Source organism: Chrysosporum bergii ANA360D (assembly GCF_029891735.1).
GTDB lineage: Bacteria > Cyanobacteriota > Cyanobacteriia > Cyanobacteriales > Nostocaceae > Umezakia > Umezakia bergii.
In genome coordinates this window covers 144442-163080 of the sequence record NZ_JANQDH010000012.1, presented here as the reverse complement: position 1 = coordinate 163080, position 18639 = coordinate 144442, and the positions used below count along the sequence as shown (strand labels likewise).

Here is an 18639-nt window from a genome sequence, read left to right as displayed (position 1 = left end):
AATAAATTCCCCGTCTCAAAGCTCAAGTCCGTTAAAACGGACTCTTACGGAATGCGCGAGGGCCTGTAACACAAGCATCTTGCTTGTTAGAATGTGGAATTTAGAATTTTGAGGTTTCCGTCTTGTTATCGGTCTGAATACCGGCTAGAAGCCAGTGCTACTTATGCTTGTCCCGTCTAGCAGTTATCGGTTTGGGAAAGATTTATCAACATGAGAATTTACCAAAAAATAGTCGGTTTTAACCGACTTTAGCTATTAGACAGGGAATTTATTCCCTGGCTGCATGATGTGGAACAGTGCAGCCATTAATATCGTCGCTTTTGTCAAAAACAAAAACCAAAAACTATCAAGTCGTAAAAATATGGGGTTTCAATCCCTGATAGGGATTAAGTGTCATTGTGACTTAATATCACCCAACTTATACCCCACCCTCTCAATGGTTTCAATCCCTGATAGGGATTAAGTGTCATTGTGACTTTAAAAGGGCAGGAATGTCCAAAGAAAAATTGGTGTTTCAATCCCTGATAGGGATTAAGTGTCATTGTGACAAATGAACATTGATGAGTATGTTAAAAGCTTTATGGTTTCAATCCCTGATAGGGATTAAGTGTCATTGTGACTCTAATTTCTTCTCAAGATCCGCTTCCATCTGATTGTTTCAATCCCTGATAGGGATTAAGTGTCATTGTGACGCGCCCCTATGAAAATTATAGTAATAAAATCACAGTTTCAATCCCTGATAGGGATTAAGTGTCATTGTGACAATTTCGGGAAGCTCCGGCGCGATCGCTTCCTTGTTTCAATCCCTGATAGGGATTAAGTGTCATTGTGACCAGCTTTCGCGAGCAAATTGGAGAAATCTTTGATGAGTTTCAATCCCTGATAGGGATTAAGTGTCATTGTGACATAAATCTTGTTGGATGCGGGCATACTCAGAGTTGCTGTTTCAATCCCTGATAGGGATTAAGTGTCATTGTGACGATAAGCTAGTCCGCGCGATCGCAGCACCGGGTAACCCGTTTCAATCCCTGATAGGGATTAAGTGTCATTGTGACAATATTGGATTCAGGTACGACGAACCCAATAGAGTAAATGTTTCAATCCCTGATAGGGATTAAGTGTCATTGTGACGATTGATAAAGTAGCCTCTGCAAGTTTAGCGGCAAGTTTCAATCCCTGATAGGGATTAAGTGTCATTGTGACTCGATCAACAAGCAAGAATGATTAACAAGTATTGGTTTCAATCCCTGATAGGGATTAAGTGTCATTGTGACTTGAGCAGTGTAAATCAAATCAACACCATCTTTACCGGTTTCAATCCCTGATAGGGATTAAGTGTCATTGTGACTAATTATGTCGAGCCATGATACTTTGATATATCTCAGTTTCAATCCCTGATAGGGATTAAGTGTCATTGTGACCGCCCGCGGCTGGAAGGGTTTATATATTTGGTTTTCAAGGTTCTGTTCCGTCAATCTAAAGATACTATAGCTTTTGATGAAATGATTTGTCAAGGGGAATCTGAAAAAAAAACCTAAAAGATTGGAATAACAAGAGTTTTGGGAGTTGCGTCAACCTCATTTTAAGTATGATGGCTGGAAAGGTAGATGTAGTGAGGGTTGGGGACAGTTTTTTTCTATGTATCAATAAAACACCTACTGGTTGACGCAAAATTTGAGATTTAAGCGAAAAATATGGTGGTGTCTCTGGGCATTTCACCGCCAATGCGCTCTACCTTTCCTTGACAGCAAGCACAGAGAAAGTAAAAACGGATGCTGTCTTGCTCTGGTTTGATGAGGTGGGCAAGGCGCAATCGAAGTTTAGCATACTGGGTGGGGGTGAGGTCGCATTCAAAAACCGAGTATTGCATCCATTGACCGTAGGATTTGAGGATTTTGTGTATTTTGTTGCGGCGCTTGTCTTCTGAGATGTCGTAGGAGATGACTACAAACATGGGGGGTAATGGTGGGAGTTGGCTGTGTTTGTTAGCGGGCAGGATGCCCGCACTACAGTTGATGTAAAAAGATTTACTTCATAACTAATGGGGGATATTTATCTGTTTCTCCCATCAGGTATTTCCCTAGCAAGCGGGCTTGAATTTCAAAAGATTCTTGATAGGTGTATTGTTTCTGCATCACCGGATGTTTAAATTTAGTTAATTTTTTTTCTTGATAGAGACGCAGAAAGCTATGTAGTCCTTCTTTGGTGAGGGTGACAGATCCACTGATGGGTTCGGTGATAAAGTCTTGTGGTGATAGTATCCGGCGGTTAATAGCTGTTAAAACCACAGCATCCACTATCAGGGGGCGAAATTCCTCCATTAAATCCAGTGCTAATGAAGGTCTACCATATCTTTGTGTGTGTAGGTATCCTAAATAGGGGTCAAAACCAACGATGTTTAAGGCGCTTTGGATGTCGTGACGGAGAAGAGAATAACCCAAGCTTAACAGGGAGTTAACCGGATCTGTGGGGGGACGACGGTTACGGGTGGAGAAGGTGAAATTATCTACGCGAATTAGTTGATGAAAATGGCTAAAGTATGCAGCACTCCCAGCGCCTTCATAACCCCGGATGGAATTAATTGATTTTCCTTGGTCTAGAGCGGTGATAGCATGGGATAGTTGATCGATGGCAGCGCTTAAGTCTAGTTGATAACGGCGTTGTGCTAGTAAAAAAGATTGGCGATAGTTTTTTAGTTTTCCGCGCACAAAACCTTGGGTGACGTGGAGTGCTTGGGGTGAATCTCCTGCTGCTTCCCATTGGGCGGTGCGGATGAAAATATTTTTACCCGGATCTGGTTCTAAACTAGCCATATATTTACCATTGATGCTGAGATAGGTAACGGGTATTTTTCTAGTGATTAATTCTGTCAAGGCTGGGGGAGAAATATTCGCCTTACCCATAATTACTAAACCATCAATTTTAATTAGGGGTATGTCTAGGATTGTTTTTTTGTCGGCTTTGACATTGAGGGTTTCATCAACTTTGGTGATGAAGGCTTCTTGGTGAGTAATGTAGATGGTTCCCATGAGGATTTAATCTGGTTCTTGATAGGTTTTTAATTTGTCTGTTGCTTTGGGTAAGCATTGCATAAACAAACTACAGCCTTGGCAACGTTTGCTATAGGTGGGTTTTGGGGTTTTGCCGGTGGCGAGTAAGTTACTGACCGCGCCAATGGTATTAATAGTGGTTTGTCTGAGGTGTTGATTAATTTCTACTGGTTGGCGTTGATGGGAATGGGCGTAGTAGATATATCCACGGTTAATGGTTTGTCCGGTCATTTCTTCTAAACATAATGCTTGGGCGCAAACCTGCAATTCGTCATTATGCCATTCACCTTTATTACCCCGTTTGTATTCAATGGGATAATATTGATTAGAGATAATTTCCACCAGGTCTGATTTACCGATGAGTTTATATTGTTCTGATTTTAAATAAATGGCTCGGATTTGTTCAGTACCTTCTGCTTGGATATGACTGATGGTGTGAACCCGGTCATGCAGGGCTGTACCTTCTATAGTGTATTGATTATCAGTAAATTCACCAGCGCAAAACATCCGCCAGCAGCGATGGGGACAGTAGGCATATTGATTTAAGGCTGCAATTTGAATATAATCTGTGTGTTGATTCATGGGTTTATGGCGTTTCCTAAATACATGAGATGCAAACAAGATGCAAATATAAGGGATAAAAATCTTGTGGTGCGGGCATCTTGACCGCTACGGATATAGGTCAGTACTCTGAAAAAGGCTTTAGAAGTGGGGTGAATTTTGCCTGCGGATCATTCCCATACCCATGGTGGTTTTTCTTCCTACTCCTGCATATAAAGCAAAATCAGCTAGGGCGTTGATTTGTTTAATTGCTTGGGGTTCAATGTCTTCTAGAATGCGGTAACTAATTTCTCCCACAATGCCAATAAATTTACTGCGGGAGTCTGCCAGTATTTGTGTATTGATTTTGAAGGCTGAGGGAAATATTGTATCTATGGCAAGTTGAGAAAATTCTATACCACTGTATTTATTCCACCGGGAAAGTAGAGAGTTAAACACACATTCTCTGGTGGGGAGGGTGGTGTCATATTTTCCTTGGCGGAAGGCTGCGGGGGTGGAGAAAATCATGTCTATGGTGCGGTGGGTGTCACTGGCTTGCTGGTATAGTTGGGGGTAAGTGGTGGCATTAGACCAGGGTTGGGTAGATTGGGGCGTGCCTTGAATGCTGGTAATGTATAAGTCTGCTGGTCCAAGGTGCCAAGGATGATGGGGGTTAAGATTTAGCCATAGGTGGGTAAGTTGACTAAACAGTGTGTCATCTAATAGGGAAACGCGCCACCAGCAGGGGGTTTGGGGGGGGATGGGTTCTTGGTGTGAGTGTTGTAGTTTGAATATTTTGCCTTGGCGAGGATAGGAGTTGATTTGTAAGGGTGAGAGGGTGAAGGCTTTATCGGCGGTGGAGTCGTGTAGTTTATCCCCTAGTGAACGGTCTACGGAACTAACCAGGGTTAAAAATAAGGCGTGGAGATGTCTACCCGTGAGAAATTGGGCGGGGATAGTTGACTGGGGAATGAGGTTGAGAACTAAGCTATGGGGCATATTGCCGAGTTGGTAAGTAACTAAGTGCTGAGTGCTGTTAATTAAACACTGTGGGATAACAAATTAATAGGGTTAATTACTGATGCCGAAAACGATATTCCATGGTGGCGGGAAGCTTTAATTCAGGCATACCATTTATTTGATAGTATAAACCTCTCATTTGTACGTTTTGAATCAAGCTGACAGGGGGCATATTTACTACATCATAGCTAATTACTTGATGGGTAAACATGACATCGAGGGGGTTTAGGGGATATTTACAAGTAAATAAACCTTCCATGGTTTTGGTTTGGGGCAGAATTTCTACAGTAATTTGAGCTTTACTCATCCATTTACCTAGGCGTATCCATTTGGGTAGTTTGATGTTTTTTTGGGAAATAACGAAAAACTGAAATTGACTTTCGGGAGCAATTTCTTTAGTTCTACCAAAACTGGGGATGTTTTTTTGGGTTTTTTCCATTTCAACATGGTAGTTGTTGTTGGCATACTTCCAAGTGTTAAGAATGGTGGAATGTTTGAGAGAACGGGCGGGGGTGATGTAGATTCCTTGTTGGTTTAGTGGTGTTAAATGGTTTTCATATTTTGGCACTTGTTCCGGGCAAAAGTAACGATAAGATTGTTCTTCAGGAACGGTGGTAGAGTAAATTTCGCTATCCACTAAACCGAGGGCATAACACAGACTGTAATTATGAATTATGGGTTCGGTTTCGTAGAGTCGCCCGATTTCACGAGTGGCAAAGTAGAGACTGTCATGTAATTCTAATTGACATTGGTGGATGATGGTCATGGCTGTTATTGATTTTTAGCGGTGGTTTCCTTTTTGTTAATGTGTTTTTTGGCATAGTTTTTAGCTTCTGCATCTGCTGCTTGTAAAATTGCTTTAATTCCTGTTTCGTTATTTGTCAGGCTTTTAACTTCCTGGAGGAGGGGTAAGAAAGCATCGCCAATGAAATCAGTATGTACAATAAATTCATCAGCCATTAAGGTTTGAATCGCATTTATGGCGGCGGTAATTACATTATCTTCGTCTAGAGGATCGGCGGAATTGATGGTGTTTTCTGCTGTCATTTGGTCATATATTGCTTGAGTCCAACGCAAATTACTAGTAATTTCTCCATCTGCAAAGATCACGCCGATTAATTCATTTCTCATGCGACCTGTACGGGTGGTTTGCGCTCCGTAGTGGCGTGTTCTGAGGATATTGTTAAAAACGTATAGAAAACTGGCTTCTGTTGGGTCTTTGAGGGTAACGATACTAGGGAAGAAAGTCTGGGGTTTAATATGGTCTTGCTGGTTAATGCGACTGGTAATTTCGCCTAGTGTAACGTTTTTTTCTCTTTTGTTTTTTTCTCCTTTGGAGGCCATGGTTCCATTTTCATAAGGAGCGTTGAGTGTAAAGGTTTCGTGGGATTGGTCGAAGGGGGTAATTGAAAATGCGGTATCTACTACAACTTTAGATTTTTCTGAACCAGAATCACCAATGGCAAAACCATAAATAATACAATCGGGGTTGTCCATGGCAAAGTTAACGTTATATTCGCATTCTTTGGCGGTGATTAGGCCATAATTACGCAGTAGTTCTCGACCAACTAAACGTTCTGGTGTGGATTGTTTGCGTTTAAACATTGATAAACGGCTAATTGTTGCTTTGTCTTTAATTCCGGCTCTAACTCTGGCTTTGTTTAATTCTCCATCTGTTTGGAATAGGGGATAAGATTCGGTGACTCTTATGGTGAGAAAGTGGGCGTATTTACCCATGGGTTTGTAAGGGATTTCTGCTTGAAATAGTTTGGGTTCAACTGTTTTGAGTAATGACATGATTAATCTCCTAGGTCTGACAATTTACAATTTACTTTTGAGGGAAATGAGAAAGGAAACAACTTACTGGTTTTCGGTGTCTTGGTCTTCTTTTTCTGGTTTTGTGGCATTTTCTTCATCGTCTTCAATGCGGTAAAGAAATTCGCAGGTGTCTCGAATTAAATTGAGTTGACGACCTGCTAAACGAGCGCGATCGCGTGCAAAGGATTTTTCAAATACCTGCTCTACAAAATATCTGGCAAAATCTAAAACTGCTTGTCGTTCTTCTTCGCGTTTACTAATTACCCAACGTCCTTCTGCTGTGGAAGAATGAACGCGGTCCATGAGTTTAAAAACTTCGGCGGCTACAGCTGCGACTAATGTTTCTCCTTGAAAGACGGTTGATTCAGCTTTGAGAATAGTTTGGGCTGCAATATCTATGGGCTTTAACACTGCGTTGGATTTAGGGTTATAACGCTTGTTAGCCCGGTAAAATTTCCGGTATAATTTTGTTAAATTTTGCGGATGATTTAAGCTTGATTCTGTTTTCACGATTAATTGCTCCGTATTTTGGTCATATTTAACATAGGGGTCAAAACAGGGGTAAAAATGATAGAGATAAAGTTTGACTTTCTCGATTTTCGCTGTTTCGATTCCCTGGTGACGCACCCAGCGATTTAGATAGGCGAAAACATACAGGGGACTAGTTTCAAAATCTTTGGCTAGTTCTGTAAATTTACCCCAATTAGGATCATACCCAGTTTTACCTTGTTTAGCGTTGACATCTAAATGAATAGCATAAGCTGCTGTTAAAACATTTAAGGGCGCTGGGTATTGAATGGTGTTTTCTGTCCAACCTTCGAGAATGTAGTCTAAACGAAATCTATCTTTTTTAAGCAAGGCTTGAAAAGCATGGGGCGCGCTGTCGAGAAAAACGCTTTCTTCAAATTCAGCGCCATCATTAAAAGGCGGTATGGGCGATTCAGAAACTACGGTTTTGACATCTAATATCATGGGAAAAGCCAGTGCTAACCAAGTAGGCATTACCCATGATTCTGTATCTGTGCTATCTTTTCCTGGTGGTAGTGCCATAAAGTAAAATGTTAAGGGTTGGTGTTCAGGATAAGAGAGTTTAAATGTGCGGTTTTTGTCTGGTTGTATGTTTTCGTCAATTAGGAAACTATCAACACTTTGGTAATTTTGTTTTTGTAGGTTGGCTTGAAAGTTTTTAGTAATAAAGTGGTTGCGGAGGTTGGTATTAAAACGGGTTTGAGCGATGCTGTTGTAAGCTGTTTGCAGAAATTTATTAGTTTCTGGCGTACAGTAATAAGTCGGGTAAAAGTAGAGATAACGATATTTACTGTCTTCAAATCGTTTACCCACTGCTTGAGTTTGACTCATTAAGATTTGTCTGAGCATGATTTCTATACCGGCAATACTAGAAATGTTTCGCTTGGCGTTGGAACCTCCTAAAACTTGCTTATTTGTATAAACTTGGGGAGTAAATAAAACTGCTGATTCCATTTGCTCGGTGACGGTGTAGGCTGAATGGGAAATTGAGCAGATAAGTTGTCTTCCTCTTCCTGATTTTTTGGCTGCATTATAGTTATTTAACTCATTTAAAAATGTTTCAACTTGAGTTAAGTTGGAAGGCTGTTGTTTTGTAGTGGGTAACATAACAACACGATTTACCCAAAGCCTTAAATCATCCCAGCCATCAGGTAGTTGATATTGAGAAACAATTGGAGAAATCAAGGTAGTTAGGTAATCTATAACTTCTTGACAGATATGGCGGACATTTTCAACTCCAGGATGATTTTCTAAATATTTAGCTGCTAAATAATACCATTGATAAGGTACACCTCCTGTGTTTTCTTTTAACTGGTTTTCTTTGAGACTTTCATTAATGCGTTGAATTTCTCGAGTTTGAGGTAAATAGGCTCCTAGGTTCCAAAATTCTACAAGTTGGTGAGTTAGGTCTAAAAAGGGCAATTCCGGGAGTTTTTTATCTTTTTTTCGAGCATCATTAATGCGTTTAACTGTTTGTCCCCAAATTTTACGAGTAATTAAGTCACAAAATTCTGCTATTTGGTCAATGCGGATGTCATCATCAAAGTTAAAGTCATAGTCAGGAGATAAGACGTTTTGTTGCTGAAATTTAATCAATTTTTCACTACGACTTTTAGCAACAGAGTCTTTATTAGGGTTTAATATACGCAGTGTAGCATCTAAAGCTACCTGCATTAAACCTAAATCATCAAAAAATAAGTTGTAATATTCGGCATATTTCATGACTTTACCATCTCGATTAAATCCTGTTTGTCGGAGACGCAATTGATCAGCACATAGTGATTTAATATTACCAACTACAAGGTTGGATAAATCTTGGTTGACAATGGGAGGGGCATGGCGCAAAGCTAGGTAAATTACACCTGTGGGTAAATACAATAAAGGTTCATAGTAAGTTGTTTCCTCGGTGTTGAAACTGGTATAAAGCTGAATTAAGGCATTATTAACTACATTAGTTAATACACCCCGTTTTTCAGCAATGCTGTGATAAGTGAATTTAAGTTGTCCATCACTTAAGATGTGCAGGATTTCTTTTAGTCTAGGGTTTTCTGCGTCTTGGGGATGTTTAACAATTGAGGCTAAAGAGTCAGCTAAACAGCTTAACTCACATAAACTGTGGAGGGTGCGGTCTTCGAGAATGGGGTTTAAGCCAAATTCGGAAAAGTTCCAGTTGGTGTCCCAGCGTCGTTGTGTGTTGTAGGCTATGCACAGTAGGTCATCTATATATTGTTGATAGGCGGTGGGGTCATTTGGATTGATAAATTTGTCTAGTCCTAATTGGCAAATTTTTTGCTCTATAATTTGCCGATGTGCTGTTAAGGGTAGTTGGCGGCAGTTTTCTGGTGCATCGGGGAATTTTTCAAAGTCATGTAAAATAAACCCAGCAATGACTAATCGCCGTTCTCTTTCTTTTACTAATCTCTGGATTGTGGTGTTGAGTTTTTCTAAACGTTTTTCGATTAAGTTGGCGGGAAATAAACCATTGAGTAAGTGGGTGTTTAGTGATTGGTCAGTGGCGTTATCTCGCCTAACTTTATTTTTACCTTCTCTTTGTCTTTGTTCGTCAAGTTGATCAAAGAATTTACCACCTTTAGCAGTTACGCCAATGGCTATCTGTAGTAGGTTGGGTAAAACATATTCGGCGAAGTCCGCCATTACTGGATCGTCGGTATTTTGAGATTTTATGGCTTTTTGTAGTAATTGGAGTGTTAGTAATTCTCCTTGAGTTTCAATTGTCCGGTCTGAGGGATGACTATCAAAGCCAAAGTCTTCATTAAAAATGTCATCTTCTGGTTCTGGTTCATCTTCACTGTGGAAATAATTGTCATCTGCAAATAGTAATAGTTGTTGGTTGTCTGGGTTATTTTTGTTTTTCTTAGCCATGATTTACACCTAATGAAATTAAATATTTATGGGTTGGTCGCAGGTAGAATGGATATTGTGGTAATGCAAATTCTTGGGTAATTGTTGTACATTTGCTGATTCTCCAGTTTGGTGAATAAATTACTTTAAACTAACCATATTTCATTTCCTGTGCTTTTAAATGTATAAGCGAGGGTATCTAGCAATAGTGCGGAGTGACCAAAGGCGATGGTGTAGGGGGGGGTGGTGTCATAGATGGTATTGCAATCACTTATGGGGTATATCTGAAAGTGCATTGGTAGTCTTAATCGCATTTTGACTTCAGATGGGGGATGGCGAATTACATAAACAACTAAACCTTGTTTTTTGAGTCTTTTGTTAATTGCATTAATCCATTGATTGTCGGGTTGCCAAATTTCTACACCGGTTAAAACTTGAACTTTCCAAGCGTTGGCTATTGGCTGTAGGTCTCCGGGGTAGGTAAATTTCCAGTTAAGGCGTTCTTCACGGTAGGAACGCAGTTTCATAAATGCTAGACAATAGGCAAATCTACTTTTAGCGATGGGTTGTTTAGTGCGTTCTGCGGTTTCTTTAATTGTCTGCATAAATCCAGCCTCTGTCCACATTTCTATGTCTAGGTTACTTAAAATCCCGGGTAAATCGTAGGTTTTAAATCTGTCTGCTGGGTTGGTTTCTGTTAGGTCGTATAGTCCACATTGCAGGGGACTGGAACCGCGAAAACTGGCTGCATCTTCGGCTATGGGATTTCCTGATTTACCAGAAAGTGCTTGCCAATCTTTGGCCCATGCTTTAATACGTCCGGCTATGGATTTGAGGCTAGTTTGAAATACTTGTTCACAGGCTTGTTGAAATACTTGTTGGCTTTGGGCATACTGTTGTTTAATTGTGCGATCGCTCAATTTGCAACATAGCACAAATGATTGTACAGCACCCCAACGGCGATAATAACCGCTAAAGTCATTGATTTGAAGATAATTTTCTTGAATGGTACGGTTTAAAAAAGGGCGTTCATAAGTACTATTAACTTGTAAAGGTGGTGAATCTACCTGAAATAACCGCTCTACTAAGAATTTAGGCACTAGGGCGAAGGCTGTAAAGTTTTGAAATTTAATTGTTTTTCCATTTTGCTCATAGCTTTCATGTCTAGCCAAGCGCCCTAAACGCTGAATAAAGTTACCTGCGTCGGATGATTCAAAAATTAGGAAGTTGATTTTAAAGTCAACTCCTACATCAATTGTACTTGTACCGATAACTAAGTCAGCCATAAGACTTTGTTCTTTGATGGTTTTACCAGAAAGCCCGGTATTTTCTCCTACTGTTAATTGATAAGGTTGAAAAAGTTGCTGGAAAAATACTGTTAGTCTTTTAACTGCTGCGATGGAGTTGAGAATAATTGCTCCTTTACTGCCTGGATAATCTTGAAAGTGAGATAAGATTAAATTACTATTTTCTTTTAGCCAAGTTTCTGTAGCTTTAAAATCAGGTTCTAAGGAAATAAAACTGAGTGAGATTTTTCTGGCTACTGGTCGCCATCCCTGGGTTTGTAGTTGCTGCTCTTGTTCTGGTGTGTCGGTAAATTGATATTTATTTTCTGCAATGGGATTGATAGTGTGACAGCGAAATCCCGCTTGTTGTAATTTGGTAATTAAGTTGGTCTGGGGTGTGGCTGAGAGAAAGAGAAATTTTTTATTGCGGTTTGCCCAGCGCATTAATAACATTGTGTTAATTACACTGGCAATTTGGGGGGCTGAAAAAACATGAAATTCATCAAAGATAAATAGGTGAAAGTCTTTATTAATTCTGCCCCATAGTTTGTCAGGACTATCGCCGGGAATTAGATAAGCGCCTCGGTGCAAGTAGTGAAAAATATCAGGATTGGTGAGTAATACTTCTCTTTGCTGGGTAAGGGTAGCAATGGCTGCGGCTTTTTTTAATCCTTCGTTTTCGGCATAAATTTCTAAGTCAGCGCTACTTAATTTCTCCACACGGGGCTGATTTTCTGGTTGAAATTGGGCAATATATTTTTTAATTTGTGTTTCTTGGTCGCGGGCTAGTTCATTGGTGGGGTAAAGGCCAAGGGCGTAACATTTACCTTGGAGAACTAGTAAATATGCGGCCAAGCTTTTACCATCTCCTGTCATAGCTGTGTTGAAAACAACGTCAATATTTGGGTTTTGTAATGCTTGGTAAGTTTCTGCTTGATGCCAAGATAAAGACCAGTTTTCGGGTAGTTTTACTTGGTCAGGGCTGGGGACGGTTTGGGAATAAACCGGCTTGAGGGTGATTTTATAATTTGTTGACATACACTGAAATAGTGTCCGTAAACGCTTGTTAGTTCTTATATTGCCATGCAGAATAAAGGTTGACAAGATGTTTTAGTATAAAAGTGTCCGTACAAATATGAGTCGTAAGGGTCAATCTATAACTTTGTCTTTAAAAGAAAGGGATAAGCTGGAATTAGAGGCTATGGCTTTGGAATTTGGGATGATGTGGGGGGAGCGTCCCAATATATCCAAGTTGGTGGAGGCGATCGCTCAACGTAAGTTACTGATTGGTAAGAATAATAATTGGACGGAAGAGCGAATTAGGGCGTTGCATCGGTGTATTGGTGCATTAACGGATATTGGACAGATAGAACAAGCTCAAGTTATTGCTAGGTTGCTTTTAGAACGCAGTGAACTATCAATACCATTGCGGAGGGAAATTGAAGGTTTTTTAGAAAATATCCCGCCGGCTTGGCGGTTACAAATAGATAATTACATTGTGCGAAACCAACCTTTTCAACTTTCCTATCAAGATGCAGCCGGGCGAATATTGAATTTTAATGTTCGTTATGCTGTGGTTCGTGTTCACGAAAAGCGGGAATATCTTGATTGCTGGTGTGAGGAAACAACAGGAAATCTGGATATACCAGAGTTGATGCACAATTGGAGTTTCCGTTTAGATAGAATTACGGATGCTGCGGTAATTTCTATTGGTGGTGAGTGGCGTTGTCGGTTGGATCAAATAGAGGTGGAAATGCACATCTTCGGTGGGTTGGCTTTTGGTTATCAGGCTAAACCGGAGGATAAAGTGAATGAGTGGTTACCGGATGAGCCAAAAGTGCGGCGAGTTATCCGGGCTGTATCAAGTACTTTTTGGTTTATGCGTGAGGTGATGCAGTATGGGCCCGATTGTCTGGTTATAGTACCGGAGAATGTGCGCGATCGCGTGAAACAAAAACTCCGTAGTTTATGTGAGTTGTATGACATGAAGGTGAGGGAGTGAGGAAATGGGGTATGTTTTGGTTTTACTGCAAAATTTGCTCAATCATCCCATTAGCTTGGGAAGCATAACCACTGCCAAACAGGTTAAAGTGATTGAGGATGTGGTACAGGTTATAGAGTGTTTTGCGCTGCTGATAACCGGGATCTAATGGAAATACTTGGTGATAGCCTTGGTAAAATTCCTGGGGAAATCCACCAAATAATTCTGTCATGGCGATATCTACTTCTCTATCACCAAAGTAAGTAGCTGGGTCAAATATCACTGGTTCACCGGTGAGGGTAAACCCAGCGTTTCCACCCCACAAGTCACCATGTACTAAAGATGGAAGTGGTTGATGGTGGGCTAATAGTTGGGGAATGGCGGTGAGTAGTTGATTTGCTTTTGGAAAATTACCCCCTCGTCCTCTGGCTAACTGAAATTGATAACCCAGGCGATATTGGGTATAAAATTCTGTCCAGTTTTTTGTCCAGGTGTTAATTTGGGGGGTAGAACCTATGGTGTTGTTAATTTCCCAGCCAAATCCGGCGCTGGTGGTGGTTTTGTGCATGGCTGCTAGGTTGCGTCCCATTTGTCGCCAAGATTGGCTGTGATTTGTTCCCATTTCTAGCCATTCTAAAACTATGTAACTATAATTACTGCTACTACCCCAGCAAATGGGTTTGGGTACTCGGATGGTGTGGGTGGTGAGTATTTGTTTTAAGCCGAGGGCTTCGGCTGCAAACATGGCTGATTGAGATGGTTGATTGAGTTTAACAAAGTAAGTGATATTGCGGTCAGAAATGGCGTAACCTTGGTTAATACAGCCACCACTAATACTGCGTTTGTCCTGAGTTTGGAATTTTTGCCCGGTTACTTGGCTAATTTGGGTATCTATTTCTATCATGTTGGCTTGATTAGTTATGTAGTTATTGGTATCTGATGACTGGGTAGCAACATCAGTTGAGAATGCTCTGTGTTTCAACTAGGGGAGATGTCACAACTACACCATAAGCATGGGGGGAAAGATACTGTTGGGCTGCTTCCATGAGGTGGGCTGGATCTTGGGATTGAATATGATGGGGGTAATTTAAGGCTGGTTGTAAGTTGTTGATCATGGATTGATAGTAACCGTATAAGCCGGCGCGATCGCTGGGTGTTTCGTTACCAAAGATAAATTTGTTGGCTACTCGTCGCTGGATACGACTTATTTCTTTTTCTGATACTGGTTCTGTTTGGAGTGTGCTGATGTGTTTAATAATAGCTTCTTCTACTGCGGGTAAATTTTCCACTGCACATTTAGCAGAGATATAAAATGTACCTTGTAATTTATTGGTCATATTACTAGCAGCAATGGAGGTGACTAGTTGTTTTTCTTCGCGCAGGTCTCGGACTAATCTTGAGGTTTGTCCGTGTGCCAAAATGCTGGCTAAAATATCTAGTCTATAAACATGATTTAATTGTCCTAGGCCGGGAACTCGCCAAACCATAACTAAACGGGCTGCTTGAAGGTTGTGATCAATGTATTCCCGACGGACAATTTTTGTAAATGCTGGTTCTGGGTCAATTGTTGATAGTTGATTGAATGGTGGATTGTTAGTTGTGGACTGTTGGGCGTGACTAAATCCCTCTGCTACTGTAGCAATGAGTTTTTCTACTGGTAAGTTACCTACTGCTACAGCTGTAATAGACTGGGGTTGATACCAAGTAGCGTGAAAATCTCGCATTTCCTGGGGCTGGAGTTGAGAGATAATTGCTTCTGTCCCTAGGACTGGGCGGCGATATGGTAATTTTTCAAATGCTGTCTCCATGGCCCGGCGAAATGTTCGCCGTTGGGGATTATCTTGGGAACGTCTAATTTCTTCTAAAACTACTAAGCGTTCTTTGGCAAAGGCGATGTCAGGTATGGTGGGATTTAATACTACGTCTATTTGGAGCGGGGCTAATTCGGTAAAGTCTTGGGGAGCGGTGGTGATGTAGTAATGGGTGTAGTCTTGGCTGGTGGCTGCGTTGGTGACGGCTCCTCGTTCTTCTATTTGACGTTCAAATTCGCCGCTTGCTAGTTTCTCGCTGCCTTTAAAAATCATATGCTCTAAAAAGTGAGCCATGCCGTTAATGGCATCAGATTCTACAGCTGAACCAATTTTAACCCACAAGCTCAAATTTACGGCTTCCACTGGCATTTGTTCTGCAACTATGGTGAGGCCATTGGGTAAGTGATGCACTGTGGGGGAGTTGATAGGTGCTAGTTTAAGCAGGGTTGGGGTCATGGGTGGTGGGGGGTGAACAGGTTTGTTATTCTTTTATCTTATCTAGTAACTCTGTTGGGGTTTTTGTTGGCAGATGTGGTGAGGTTATAATTTATGATTAGTAGTATTAAGATTTGTAAAAATAAACGTCAATGTCTAATCTTTCTAGTAGCAAGAGTAAATGCCGGGTGGCTGTGATTGGTGCTGGTATAGGGGGACTGACTGCGGGGGCTTTGTTGGCGCATCGGGGTTACAGTGTGTTGGTGTTGGACCAAGCTTTGGTTCCGGGGGGTTGTGCTTCTACTTTTAAACGTCGGGGGTTCATTTTTGATGTGGGAGCGACTCAGGTGGCGGGACTGGAACCAGGGGGAATTCATCACCGCATATTCTCTGAGTTATCCATAGATTTACCAGCAGCTACTCCTTGTGATCCGGCTTGTGCTGTGTATTTACCCGGAGAAAGTACACCAATTAATGTGTGGCGAGATCCCCAGAAATGGCGGGAGGAACGCCAACGCCAGTTTCCTGGTAGCGAGGGTTTTTGGCAAATGATGGCGGTGTTGTTTGAGGCGAGTTGGGAGTTCCAAGGACGTGACCCGGTGCTACCACCGCGCAATTGGTGGGATTTATGGCAGTTAACTAGGGCTGTGCGCCCTGGTACTTTGATTACTGTACCCTATGCTTTGTTTACTGTGGGGGATGCTTTACGATTGTACGGGCTGGGTAATAATGAGCGTCTGAGAAGGTTTTTAGATTTGCAGTTGAAGCTATATTCTCAGGTGAGTGCTGAGGAAACGGCTTTACTTTATGCAGCTACGGCTTTGAGTGTGTCTCAACTACCCCAAGGATTATTTCATTTAGAAGGTAGTATGCAGGTACTAAGCGATCGCTTGGTGGAATCTTTGGTTAGAGATGGTGGTAAGTTGTTAATGCGCCACACTGTGGAAGAAATTAAGGTGGAAAATAACAAGGCTACTGCTGTGGTGGTGAGAAATCAGAAAACGGGGGAAATATCAACGGAAGTGGTGGATCATGTGGTGGCTAATGTGACTGTGCAGAATTTGGTGCAGCTATTGGGAGAAAAAGCACCATGTGGTTATAAAAATCGGGTGGAAAAGTTACCGTTGGCTTCGGGTGCGTTTGTGGTGTATTTGGGGGTAGATGAGAGTGCTATTCCCGTTGGTTGTCCTCCCCATTTACAGTTTTTGTATGATGTGGATGGACCAATTGGGGAAAATAATTCTTTGTTTGTGTCTGTTAGTCGTCCGGGGGATGGACGGGCCCCGGAAGGAAAGGCGACAATTATCGCTTCTTCTTTTGTTGATCCTGGTCCCTGGTGGGAAACAGAAAATTATCCAGAGTTGAAACAAAAGTATACAGAAGATGCGATCGCTCGTCTGAGTGAATATTTTTATTTAAAACCGGAAACAATTATTCATCAAGAGGCTGCTACACCGCGCAGTTTTGCTCATTACACTGGGCGCGATCGGGGTATTGTGGGGGGTATTGGTCAAAGAGTACCTACTTTTGGACCTTTTGGTTTTGCTAATCGTACTCCCATTGATCATTTATGGTTAGTGGGGGATTCCACTCATCCGGGAGAAGGTACTGCGGGGGTGAGTTATTCAGCTTTGACGGTGGTGAGACAAATTGAGGTGGAGGGTTAAAGTGACCCTGGCATAGTAATTTATATGTAAGTACCTTTGCTGATGCTCACAACTAGGATAGGCTGGACACATGAATTACGAAGCAGCTCGCAAACTCCTGATAGCTCAGACACTAACAACTGAAGAAAACCCAGATGCTTTGTTAGTCCGGATGAAACAGGGAAAACCACCAGTACCCGGTCAGATAACCTCGATTTTGTTGGCTTTAAAAGTGGTGTTTGAATTTATGAAAGATGCGCCGAATATTGACCGAGAATTGGCGTACACTCTTTATCAGTTGGGTGTGAAGGCACAACAATTATTTGTGGCTGGGCGCAAGGCTGGGGTTGATTGGCCACCTTTGCTCAAGGAAGATTTGCTGAGAATTTCTTTATGTACTGAAAGCATTTTTTCTGGTGTTTGGCAAATTCCATCTCCTGCGGGGCTAGGGGGGCTATCGGGCTAGGGATTAACGATTTCGCAATTCAGATTCTAATTTATCAAGGTCGGATTTTAGTAAAATTGTCATTTGACCTGTGAAGGCTTCGCCTTCTGGGGGTTGGGCTATTTCTATCCAATAGACATAGCGATCGCCCAGGCGCAATTCTCCCTGTAGGGCTTCCCTGATGGGGGTTCTAGCCATACGGGCGGAGTTAATTGCACTTTGATTAGGGTACTCATATATGATTTGAGCGCGATTGAAGTCTTGATAGATATCTAAGCCATAAATCACGCGCAAGGATTCCGCCAACCGCTGGAAAGTGATACCGTTAATGGCATCATACATAGCCAGGCGTTCCGTACGAATGCGACTTCTGTCTTTAGTTAATGTTACTCTCCCTGGGGGGAGTACGGATGCTTGAAAAGTGAATCGCTGGGCTGCTGTATCACTTTTTTCCACTAATAAACGTTCGCCGGGTCTGGGGCGGAGTGTGGGATGTGCTTTCATCCAGGTGGTTACTTCTTCTGTGGTTTGTCCTGGTAGTGCATGAGTTTTAGTAGTAAACAGCATGGGTAGCAGGACGCAGGAAATGAGGGAAAAATGTAAAATAAAGTAGTTACTAGGGGGTTTTTGTGGCACTTTTTTCCTCCGAGATCAGGGATAAACATAGTTTTCCCGTTTTAGCGTGAGATTATACAGTACATTTAAATTTAATGTAGATGGGCAGGGTAGCCGGCAAGACACCTGCATTACAAGATAGGGCTAAAATTCGCTATATCCATCAAGGCTTTTAGGTTTAAGCTATTTAGAATATTGAAGCAGAAATTAACGTAAATCTGACTGCAAAGTGAGGCTGCTAACCTAAGAAAGTTCGCTATAAATAATTGAACGGTGGGAAGAGAGACCAACTTCATCTCCCCAATTTTGATTATTGTAATGTTGTTTGAGGGGTTCCTATATTGGTGGTTTCTAGGTGGGAACGAGCTACACGAATCACTGTTAATAAGGGGACTTCTTGTCTGCAAGATTGGCAAAACCAATATAGTTCACTATGACGGACGTGACGCAGGAGGGAACCACCGCAGCACGGACAGGTATTAGTTCTCATATTCATAGCAATATCCTCTTTAAGTAAAGTTGTTGTTGAAAATGGACAAAAAAATTTGTTAGCTAAAACAAGTATTTAGCTGGTTAATAAACTAGTGGACGGGCTGTTGATA

Annotated in this window: 15 protein-coding genes and 1 CRISPR repeat array; of the genes, 3 read left to right on the top strand and 12 right to left on the bottom strand. The window is 41.5% G+C overall.

Going from position 1 to position 18639, the window contains the following annotated elements; all coding sequences use genetic code 11:
• Positions 1-366 precede the first annotated feature (366 nt).
• A CRISPR array of direct repeats spans positions 367-1421; the repeat unit is 37 nt; unit sequence GTTTCAATCCCTGATAGGGATTAAGTGTCATTGTGAC.
• 260 nt (positions 1422-1681) lie between these two features.
• The 8 genes from cas2 to cas3 form a co-directional block, all read right to left on the bottom strand.
• A complete protein-coding gene (gene cas2, locus NWP17_RS01685) occupies positions 1682-1954 on the bottom strand; it encodes a CRISPR-associated endonuclease Cas2 (RefSeq protein ID WP_280653181.1) in 273 nt (90 codons plus the stop codon).
• Positions 1955-2027: 73 nt separating this feature from the next.
• Positions 2028-3029: a type I-D CRISPR-associated endonuclease Cas1d gene (cas1d, locus tag NWP17_RS01680; RefSeq protein ID WP_280653180.1), complete on the bottom strand. Its 1002-nt coding sequence runs from the start codon at positions 3027-3029 to the stop codon at positions 2028-2030.
• 6 nt (positions 3030-3035) lie between these two features.
• Positions 3036-3632, bottom strand: a complete 597-nt coding sequence (gene cas4 / locus NWP17_RS01675; protein WP_280653179.1) for a CRISPR-associated protein Cas4 — start codon at positions 3630-3632, stop codon at positions 3036-3038.
• Between the two features lie 120 nt (positions 3633-3752).
• Positions 3753-4589 carry a CRISPR-associated endoribonuclease Cas6 gene (cas6, locus tag NWP17_RS01670; RefSeq protein WP_280653178.1) on the bottom strand — a complete coding sequence of 279 codons (837 nt, stop codon included), beginning with the start codon at positions 4587-4589 and terminating at the stop codon, positions 3753-3755.
• Positions 4590-4665: 76 nt separating this feature from the next.
• A complete protein-coding gene (gene cas5d, locus NWP17_RS01665; RefSeq protein ID WP_280653177.1) occupies positions 4666-5376 on the bottom strand; it encodes a type I-D CRISPR-associated protein Cas5/Csc1 in 711 nt (236 codons plus the stop codon).
• A 5-nt stretch (positions 5377-5381) separates the two neighbouring features.
• Complete coding sequence (cas7d, locus tag NWP17_RS01660; protein WP_280653176.1) at positions 5382-6407, bottom strand: type I-D CRISPR-associated protein Cas7/Csc2; 1026 nt, start codon at positions 6405-6407, stop codon at positions 5382-5384.
• Between the two features lie 63 nt (positions 6408-6470).
• Positions 6471-9839: a type I-D CRISPR-associated protein Cas10d/Csc3 gene (gene cas10d, locus NWP17_RS01655; RefSeq protein WP_280653175.1), complete on the bottom strand. Its 3369-nt coding sequence runs from the start codon at positions 9837-9839 to the stop codon at positions 6471-6473.
• 125 nt (positions 9840-9964) lie between these two features.
• On the bottom strand, positions 9965-12142 hold the full coding sequence (cas3, locus tag NWP17_RS01650) for a type I-D CRISPR-associated helicase Cas3' (RefSeq protein ID WP_280653174.1): 2178 nt from the start codon (positions 12140-12142) through the stop codon (positions 9965-9967).
• A 97-nt stretch (positions 12143-12239) separates the two neighbouring features.
• Here cas3 and NWP17_RS01645 point away from each other — a divergent pair, with 97 nt between their 5' ends.
• Positions 12240-13106 carry a helix-turn-helix transcriptional regulator gene (locus tag NWP17_RS01645; RefSeq protein WP_280653173.1) on the top strand — a complete coding sequence of 289 codons (867 nt, stop codon included), beginning with the start codon at positions 12240-12242 and terminating at the stop codon, positions 13104-13106.
• A 22-nt stretch (positions 13107-13128) separates the two neighbouring features.
• Here NWP17_RS01645 and NWP17_RS01640 read toward each other — a convergent pair whose 3' ends face one another.
• Together NWP17_RS01640 and NWP17_RS01635 are read right to left on the bottom strand one after the other, a co-directional pair.
• Complete coding sequence (locus tag NWP17_RS01640) at positions 13129-13989, bottom strand: fructosamine kinase family protein (RefSeq protein WP_280653172.1); 861 nt, start codon at positions 13987-13989, stop codon at positions 13129-13131.
• 52 nt (positions 13990-14041) lie between these two features.
• Entirely contained in the window at positions 14042-15352 is a 1311-nt protein-coding gene (locus NWP17_RS01635; protein WP_280653171.1) for a M16 family metallopeptidase, read from the bottom strand.
• 131 nt (positions 15353-15483) lie between these two features.
• Here NWP17_RS01635 and crtD point away from each other — a divergent pair, with 131 nt between their 5' ends.
• Together crtD and NWP17_RS01625 are read left to right on the top strand one after the other, a co-directional pair.
• The gene (crtD, locus tag NWP17_RS01630; protein WP_280653170.1) at positions 15484-16998 is read left to right on the top strand and encodes a C-3',4' desaturase CrtD; all 1515 of its coding nucleotides are present in this window, start codon (positions 15484-15486) and stop codon (positions 16996-16998) included.
• 70 nt (positions 16999-17068) lie between these two features.
• Positions 17069-17443 (top strand): Dethiobiotin synthetase, encoded by a 375-nt coding sequence (locus NWP17_RS01625; protein ID WP_280653169.1) that lies wholly within the window; start codon positions 17069-17071, stop codon positions 17441-17443.
• Between the two features lie 3 nt (positions 17444-17446).
• Here NWP17_RS01625 and NWP17_RS01620 read toward each other — a convergent pair whose 3' ends face one another.
• Both NWP17_RS01620 and NWP17_RS01615 read right to left on the bottom strand, forming a co-directional pair.
• A complete protein-coding gene (locus NWP17_RS01620; protein ID WP_280653168.1) occupies positions 17447-18058 on the bottom strand; it encodes a hypothetical protein in 612 nt (203 codons plus the stop codon).
• A gap of 289 nt (positions 18059-18347) precedes the next feature.
• Positions 18348-18533, bottom strand: a complete 186-nt coding sequence (locus NWP17_RS01615) for a hypothetical protein (protein WP_280653167.1) — start codon at positions 18531-18533, stop codon at positions 18348-18350.
• Between the last annotated feature and the right edge of the window lie 106 nt (positions 18534-18639).